The sequence below is a fragment of the Methylobacterium bullatum genome, assembly GCF_014845095.1.
GTDB lineage: Bacteria > Pseudomonadota > Alphaproteobacteria > Rhizobiales > Beijerinckiaceae > Methylobacterium > Methylobacterium bullatum.
This window is the reverse complement of record NZ_NKUG01000078.1, coordinates 1-7005: the sequence shown is the minus strand read 5'-3', so window position 1 is coordinate 7005 and position 7005 is coordinate 1. Positions and strand designations below refer to the sequence as shown.

Sequence of the window (7005 nt, the reverse complement as noted above, 5' to 3'; positions counted from 1 at the left end):
GCATCCCACCTGCGCGGCGGTGATCGAGGCCGTGGCCGCCTCGCGCGGCGATCTCGGCATCTTCCGCCTCGACCCCGACGGGTCCGCACCGCCGAGCCCGGAGGCGCCCTGGTGGGAGGGCCTCGTCGGCGAGGGCCGGCCCAAGGTGATCGCGCGGCTGCCCTTCATCGAGCGGCCGACCCATCCCGCCGGCACGCCGGTCTTCGTGGTGGCCAACCCCCTCGACGATCCGGCCGCCGCCCAGCGCGACTGGGTGCTCCATGCGGCCCGGCTCGAGAGCTGGACGCCCGAGAGCGCCCGTGCCCTGCAGGACCTCTACGGCGAGGTGGTGGCGCGCGCGGCCGTCACGGACGGTCACCGCCTTCTCATCGCCGTGCCGGGCGGAGTCGGCGGCCGGCAGTTGCGGGAGACCCTGGAACGGGCCGGCGCGAGGGTGGAAAGCCTCGACGAGATCGGCAGCCACGCCGCCCGGTTCCGGGTGTGACGCAGAAGCAGGTTTAGCAAAAGTGGTCATCGGTTTTGCGTTCCAAAACCTGCGACACGTCAGAGGCCTCAACGAGGTGAAGCGTTGGCTTGCCAATGCGAACCTGCTTAGGCGGGAGAGAGGCGGTTCACTCGTCAAGGCGGGCAAGCTGCGTTAGACGGGCAGCCTGAACTCCAGCCGGCCCGCGCTCATGTCCTCCGCTCCCTCCGTGTCCCGTCCCGTCCCCCGCCCCGGAATCCTCGCCATCGAGGCCTATGTGCCCGGCAAGAGCGGCGCCCCCGGCGCGGTGAAGGTCCATAAGCTCTCCTCCAACGAGACGCCCCTCGGCCCGAGCCCGCTGGCCATCGAGGCCATGCGCGAAGAGGCGTTCCGCCTCGCCCTCTATCCGGACGGCAATTCGACCCGCCTGCGCGAGGCCATCGCCTTCCGCTACGGGCTCGATCCCGCCCGCATCGTCTGCGGCGCCGGCTCGGACGAGCTCCTGTCCTTCCTCGCCTACGCCTATCTCTCCGAGGGCGACGAGGGGATCTTCACCGAGCACGGCTTCCTGGTCTACCGCATCGCCATCCTGGCCGCCGGCGGCACGCCCGTGGTGGTGCCCGAGCGCGATCTGCACGCCGATGTCGACGCGATCCTCGCCGCCGTCACGCCGCGCACGAGGATCGTCTACCTCGCCAATCCCAACAATCCGACCGGCACCTACCTGCCCTTCCCCGAGATCCGGCGCCTGCATGCGGGCCTGCCGCCGAACGTCCTCCTCGTCCTCGACGGAGCCTATGCGGAGTACGTGCGGACGAACGATTACAGCGCCGGCCTCGAACTCGTCCTCGAATCCGAGAACGTGGTGATGACCCGCACCTTCTCGAAGATCCACGGCCTCGCGGCCCTGCGGATCGGCTGGATGGTGGGCCCGGCGGGGGTGATCGACGCGGTCAACCGCATTCGCGGCCCGTTCAACCTGTCGGGCAGCGCCATCGCGGCCGGTGCGGCGGCCATCGCCGACGAGGCGCATGTGGCGGCGGCGGTCGCCCATAACGAGACCTGGCTCGCCTGGATGACGGAGGTCGTCTCATCCCTCGGCCTCGTGGTCACCCCGAGTGTGGCGAACTTCATCCTCGTCCATTTTCCCGACGAGCCGAATCGGAGCGCCGCCGAGGCCGACGCTTATCTGTCCGCGCGCGGAATCATCGTGCGGCGGGTGATCTCCTACGGGCTGCCGGACGCCCTGCGCGTCACCATCGGCGGCGAGGAGGCCAACCGCGCCTTCGTCACGGCGCTCACCGCCTTCGTGAAGGACGGCATCCGTGCCTGAGGCGAACCCCGTCTGCGAGCGCCTCGCCATCGTCGGCCTCGGGCTGATCGGCTCCTCCATCGCGCGGGGCGCGCGGCAATACGGGCTGGCGCGGAGCATCGTCGCCATCGACCGCGACCCGGCGGTGATCGAGCGTGTGCAGGCCCTCGGCCTCGCCGACGAGGCCACGGGCGAGGCCGAGGGCGTTGCCGGCGCCGACCTCGTCATCCTGTGCGTGCCGGTGGGGGCCGTGGGGGCCGTCGCCGAGGCGATGGCGCCGCATCTGAAACCCGGCGCCATCGTGTCCGATGTCGGCTCAGTGAAAGCCTCGGTGGTCGCTGCCGTCTCGCCGCATCTGCCCGAGGGCGTCCATTTCGTCCCGGCCCATCCCGTGGCGGGCACCGAGTATTCCGGACCCGATGCCGGCTTCTCGACCCTGTTCTCGGGCCGCTGGTGCATCCTCACCCCGCCGGAGGGCACCGACAAGGCCGCCACCGCGCGGGTCCAGGCCTTCTGGGAGGGGCTCGGCGCCATCGTCGAGAGCATGACGCCGGAGCATCACGACCTCGTGCTCGCCATCACCAGCCACGTGCCGCATCTCATCGCCTACAACATCGTCGGCACGGCCGCCGATCTCGAAGCGGTGACGCAATCCGAGGTCATCAAGTTCTCGGCCGGCGGGTTTCGCGATTTCACCCGCATCGCCGCCTCAGACCCGACCATGTGGCGGGACGTGTTCCTCACCAACAAGGACGCGGTGCTGGAGATGCTCGGCCGTTTCAACGAGGATCTGGCGGCACTGGCCCGCGCCATCCGCTGGGGCGACGGGGACGCGCTGTTCGACCTGTTCACCCGCACCCGCGCCATCCGCCGGGGCATCGTCGCCCTGGGGCAGGAGACGGCGGAAGCGGATTTCGGCCGCAGCCGCACCCCGCCGGAGCCTGCGAAGGACGAACCGGTCTCGGGGCGGTAGGGTCTCGCAAGATGAACTAGTGGGCTGGTTTGCCGTCGCCCCCGAGCAAAGACGTCCGTTCTCTCACCCACGACCTCATCCTGAGGCGCCGCGTAGCGGCCTCGAAGGAGGGTTCCAGAAGCCACTGCGCGAACTGGAGGGCTCCTTCGAGGCCTCCGCTTCGCTCCGGCACCTCAGGATGAGGTCGTGCAGGCATGAATGTTTCATGCTGGACCATCACGGCTCATGTACTTGGGTCGAACGGCCTCTCAGTACAGCGGCGGCACCTGGACGTTGGGGATCGGGAACGGACCCAGCATCAGGCGTCCGTCCGTGAGGCGCAGGGGCGGCATCGCCTTGAGGGACGGATCTCCCGCCGCCGCCGGCGTGGCGGCCGCTTCGGCGTCCTGGCGGCGACTTCCGCCACCGAGCAGCTTGCCGACCAAGCCTCCGATCAGGGCACCCTTCTCGGCCCCGAAACGCTGGCCCATGACCTGCCCGACCAGGGCCTCTACCCCGGCGGCGCGGATATCGATCTGTCCGGCGGGACGGTGCTCGTCGTCGAGGGTGATCTTGCCCTGGGCCTGGAGGCGGCGGTCGCCCTTGGCCAGGGAGAGCAGGGCGATGTCGAGGCTGCCGCCGGCCCGGCGCCAGGCTTCGAGCTCACGCGCCACCTGTCCCGTCCGGATGACGGCCGCCTGATTCACCGTGGCATCCAACGCCATGTCGACGGGGGCGGTGTTGCCGAGGAGGGGATCGAGCACGGGCACGGCCGCCTGCGTCAGCCGCAGGCTGGTATCGACGGCACCCTCCGTGGCGAAACGGGCGGGGGTCGGCCGGGCGTGAAATTCGAGGTGCTTGGCCGCCACGTCGATGGGCTGCGGCGCGGCATTCGTCACGCTGACTTTCGGCCCATCCACCGCCAGGGAGGCCCGCGTAAAGCCGTCGGACGTGCCGTGGAAACTCGCTTCCAGCGAGGTCCAGGTGGCGTCGGCGACGAGGCCGTCCTGTTCCACGTGGAACGGCCCGCTCGCCTGCAGGATACCCTGGCGCGGCTGATAGACCTGAACCACCGCGGTCAACGGTCCGAGGGTGAAGCGGCTGTCCGCCCGCGAGAAGGCGAGGGAGGCGCAGCGCAGTTCGATCCGGAAGGGATAGCCGGTGATGGTGCGGTCGGCGCAGGTCCAGTTGCGCCCGGCCGAGGCCTCGCGGGCGATCCAGGCATCCATCTCGGACCCGGCCTTGCCGCGAATCCAGAACCAACCCGCGCTCCAGATCAGGACAACGGCGAGGAGGAGAATGTAGGGCAGGAACAGGCCGGTCCGCGATGGCCGTTTCCTGGCCGTCAAATCCGGTGCCTGCGCCATCGTCCACTCGCCTCGATCTCGAAGCCCCGTCGCCGTCGACGGGGTATCCTTCGTGACTGAGCTTTGGCGGGTCTCAACGCGGCGAAAGCATGGCCGCCCGCCGATTCAGGCGGCGACGCTCGTGATCTGGTCCATAGGCCGATCCACATGGAGATCGGCGACGATCTCGCACCGCTCGGCCTCATCCTCGGCCAGGCGGTGGACATGCATCTCCGTGGCGCCGCCATGGCGCGCACGGGCGATCCAGTTGCGGGTGAGCCGCTCGCGCGGGCTCGATCCGGCCGCGGCCACGGCGATGAGTTCGCCGATCCCGGCGGAGTCCCGCCGCACGGCCATCACCACCGCCTCGCCCATGTCGTCGAGTTCGAGCTCGGCCAGTTCATGAATGCCGACGACGTAACGGCGGCCGGACCGGCCGCGCCAGGCGCTCAGCACCAGGGCAGGAGTTCCACGCAGGCTGGCCGTCGTCCTGAGACGTACTTCGCGCATGGATGGATCTCCTGATCAGAGGATGGGCCTCGGTGAAAGCCGTGTTCCGCGCCTTGCGGGGCGAGAACAAACGCGGCTTTTCCGTTCGCCCTTTGTTCCAGAGTAATCTTAACAATTTCCTTCCGTCAAGAGTCGCGCTTTCGCTCCCCGCAGGGTGCCTTAGACCGGCTTATCCACAGCCTGTGGATAGACTGAGCGCTCACGCGGTCCTGGATTGTTCTGCGACGGCACCGGTCCCGGGCACGGCATGACCGCGTGCCGCCAGATCCGCACGGCCGGATGCCAGGAGGGCATCGGAGGCGGCTTCGATCCGAGTCTGCATCTCCTCCAGGAACGCCGTGCGGTCGAGGCCGGGAGCGATGGGGGCGAGGAACTCGATCACCGTGGTGCCGGGGCGGCGGGTCAGCTGGCGGCGCGGCCAGTAGAGACCGCTGTTGAGGGCGACGGGCAGGCAGGGTACGCCGAGCGCCGCGTACAGATGGGTGATGCCGAGCTTGTAGGCGGGGGGCGAACCCGGCGCCTTGCGGGTGCCCTCGGGGAAGATGATGAGTTGGCGCCCGTCGCGGATAGCGCGGGCCGCCGCCTCGTTCATCGCCGCCATGGCGCGGGTGCCCTTGGAGCGGTCGATGGCGACCATGCCGGAACGGGACAGGAACCAGCCGAAGAGCGGAATCCAGAGCAGCTCGCGCTTGAGGATATAGGCGAAATCCGGGAAGGCGGTGACGAGGGCCAGGGTCTCGAGGGCGGATTGGTGCTTGGACGCCACCAGCAGCGCGCCGGGGGGGCGGTGGTGCAACCCCCTGAACTCCACGCGCACGCCCCCGACCACGCGCAGCAGCCACAGGCTCACCTTGGCCCAGAACCGGGCGACACGGATGCAGGCCCGCTCCGAGACGAGGGCGGGCAAGCCGCCGATCGCGATGAGGGCGGTGGCGAGGTAGAAGACGATGTTGAAGGCGATGGAGCGAAGGATATGCATCGGAAACCCGGAATGATGCCCTTCCTGTAGCGCGCGCCGTCCCGCCGCACCATCCGCCCGACCCGAACCGCCCTATTCGCCCTCGGCCAGGGTTCCGCGCTGGCGCGTGTCGGCGGCCCCGGCCACGAGCCCGTCACCCGTCATCACCGAATTGGCCGAGCCCGAACTCGACCCCACCCGCACCGCGTGTCCCTTCGCCCGGAGCAGGGCGAGGGTGTCCGGCGAGAGCCCGTCCTCGGCGAACAGCACGTCGGGCCGCCATTGGTGATGGATGCGCGGGGCGGTGACGGCCTCGGCGAGGTTCATGCGGAAATCGATGACGTTGACGATCACCTGCAGCACCGTGGAGATGATGCGGCTGCCGCCCGGACTTCCGGTGACGAGGACGAGGCGCCCGTCCTTGAGCACGATGGCCGGGGTCATCGAGGAAAGCGGCCGGGCGCCCGGCGCCACCGCATTGGCGGGGCCGCCCACGAGGCCATAGGCGTTGACGCTCCCGGTCTTGGCGGAAAAATCGTCCATCTCGTTGTTGAGGAGGACGCCGGTCCCCTCCGCCACGAGGCCGAGCCCGTAGGAGAAGTTGAGGGTCGTGGTGGTGGAGACGGCGTTCCCGGCGCGGTCCACCACGGAATAGTGGGTGGTCTGGTCGGATTCGTAAGGCAGCGGGTCGCCGGCCTTCACCGCCTCGGCCGGGCGGGCGCGAGCGGGGTCGATGGCGGCGCGCAGGGTCGCGGCATAAGCCTTGGCGGTGAGGCCCCGCACCGGCACCTCCGAGCGGGACGGATCGCCGAGCCAGGTGGCGCGGTCGGCATAGGCCGGCTTCATCGCCTCGGCGAGGATGTGGAGGGCCTGGGCGCTGCCCGCGCCCATCGCGGCCAGGTCGAACCCTTCGAGGATGTTGAGGATCTCGATGAGATGGACGCCGCCGGAACTCGGCGGCGGCATCGAGACGATCTCGTAGCCGCGGTAGGTGCCGCGAATGGGCTGGCGGATCGCGGGGCGATAGGCGGCGAGATCGGCAGGCGTCAGCACTCCGCCCACGCGTCTCGCCGCCGCCGCGATCCGCTCCGCGATCGGGCCGGTATGGAACGCATCGGGTCCATGCTCGGCGATGGCCGCGAGGGTCGCGGCGAGATCGGGCTGGACCAGGGTCTCGCCCCGCTGGAGCGGACGCCCGTCGCGGAAGAACACGGCCCGGCTCGAAGGCCAGCGCCCGAGGCGGTCGGCGGCGCGGGGCAGCGAATCGGCGAGCCCGCCCTCCACGGGAATCCCATCCCTGGCCAAAGCCCTGGCCGGGGCAATGAGATCGGCGAGGGTGAAGCGTCCCGACCCGTAGAGGCGGTGAGCCTCGGCCAATCCGCGCACGGAGCCTGGGACGCCGACGGGCAGCCCGATCGCGGCGCCTCCATCCGCACCGGCAAGGCCGTCGGTGTCCCAGGCTCC

At 69.9% G+C, this 7005-nt stretch carries 6 protein-coding genes and 1 pseudogene; 3 read left to right on the top strand and 4 right to left on the bottom strand.

What is annotated here, in order from left to right; all coding sequences use genetic code 11:
* The 3 genes and pseudogenes from MBTS_RS12315 to MBTS_RS12305 form a co-directional block, all read left to right on the top strand.
* A pseudogene (locus MBTS_RS12315) lies at positions 1-484 on the top strand (chorismate mutase); the annotation flags it as partial.
* Between the two features lie 190 nt (positions 485-674).
* Complete coding sequence (locus MBTS_RS12310; RefSeq protein ID WP_056148710.1) at positions 675-1796, top strand: pyridoxal phosphate-dependent aminotransferase; 1122 nt, start codon at positions 675-677, stop codon at positions 1794-1796.
* Complete coding sequence (locus tag MBTS_RS12305; RefSeq protein WP_056148712.1) at positions 1789-2748, top strand: prephenate/arogenate dehydrogenase family protein; 960 nt, start codon at positions 1789-1791, stop codon at positions 2746-2748. The genes MBTS_RS12310 and MBTS_RS12305 overlap by 8 nt, the downstream gene beginning before the upstream one ends.
* Before the next feature lie 248 nt (positions 2749-2996).
* On the opposite strand, the gene MBTS_RS12300 is transcribed toward MBTS_RS12305, so the two are convergent.
* The 4 genes from MBTS_RS12300 to ggt all read right to left on the bottom strand — a co-directional run.
* Positions 2997-4094 (bottom strand): DUF2125 domain-containing protein, encoded by a 1098-nt coding sequence (locus tag MBTS_RS12300; protein WP_056148714.1) that lies wholly within the window; start codon positions 4092-4094, stop codon positions 2997-2999.
* Between the two features lie 105 nt (positions 4095-4199).
* Complete coding sequence (locus tag MBTS_RS12295; RefSeq protein WP_051074345.1) at positions 4200-4583, bottom strand: hypothetical protein; 384 nt, start codon at positions 4581-4583, stop codon at positions 4200-4202.
* A 199-nt stretch (positions 4584-4782) separates the two neighbouring features.
* Positions 4783-5562 (bottom strand): lysophospholipid acyltransferase family protein, encoded by a 780-nt coding sequence (locus MBTS_RS12290; protein WP_018045919.1) that lies wholly within the window; start codon positions 5560-5562, stop codon positions 4783-4785.
* A gap of 72 nt (positions 5563-5634) precedes the next feature.
* Positions 5635-7005, bottom strand: a 1371-nt coding sequence (ggt, locus tag MBTS_RS12285; RefSeq protein WP_244973548.1) for a gamma-glutamyltransferase, incomplete at its 5' end; no start/stop codon positions are given.

What these genes read in the sequence shown, in the direction of transcription:
- MBTS_RS12310 (WP_056148710.1), top strand. Translation starts at nt 675, where the DNA reads ATGTCCTCCGCTCCCTCCGTGTCCCGTCCCGTCCCCCGCCCCGGAATC.
- MBTS_RS12295 (WP_051074345.1), bottom strand. Translation starts at nt 4,583, where the DNA reads ATGCGCGAAGTACGTCTCAGGACGACGGCCAGCCTGCGTGGAACTCCT.
- MBTS_RS12300 (WP_056148714.1), bottom strand. Translation starts at nt 4,094, where the DNA reads ATGGCGCAGGCACCGGATTTGACGGCCAGGAAACGGCCATCGCGGACC.
- MBTS_RS12290 (WP_018045919.1), bottom strand. Translation starts at nt 5,562, where the DNA reads ATGCATATCCTTCGCTCCATCGCCTTCAACATCGTCTTCTACCTCGCC.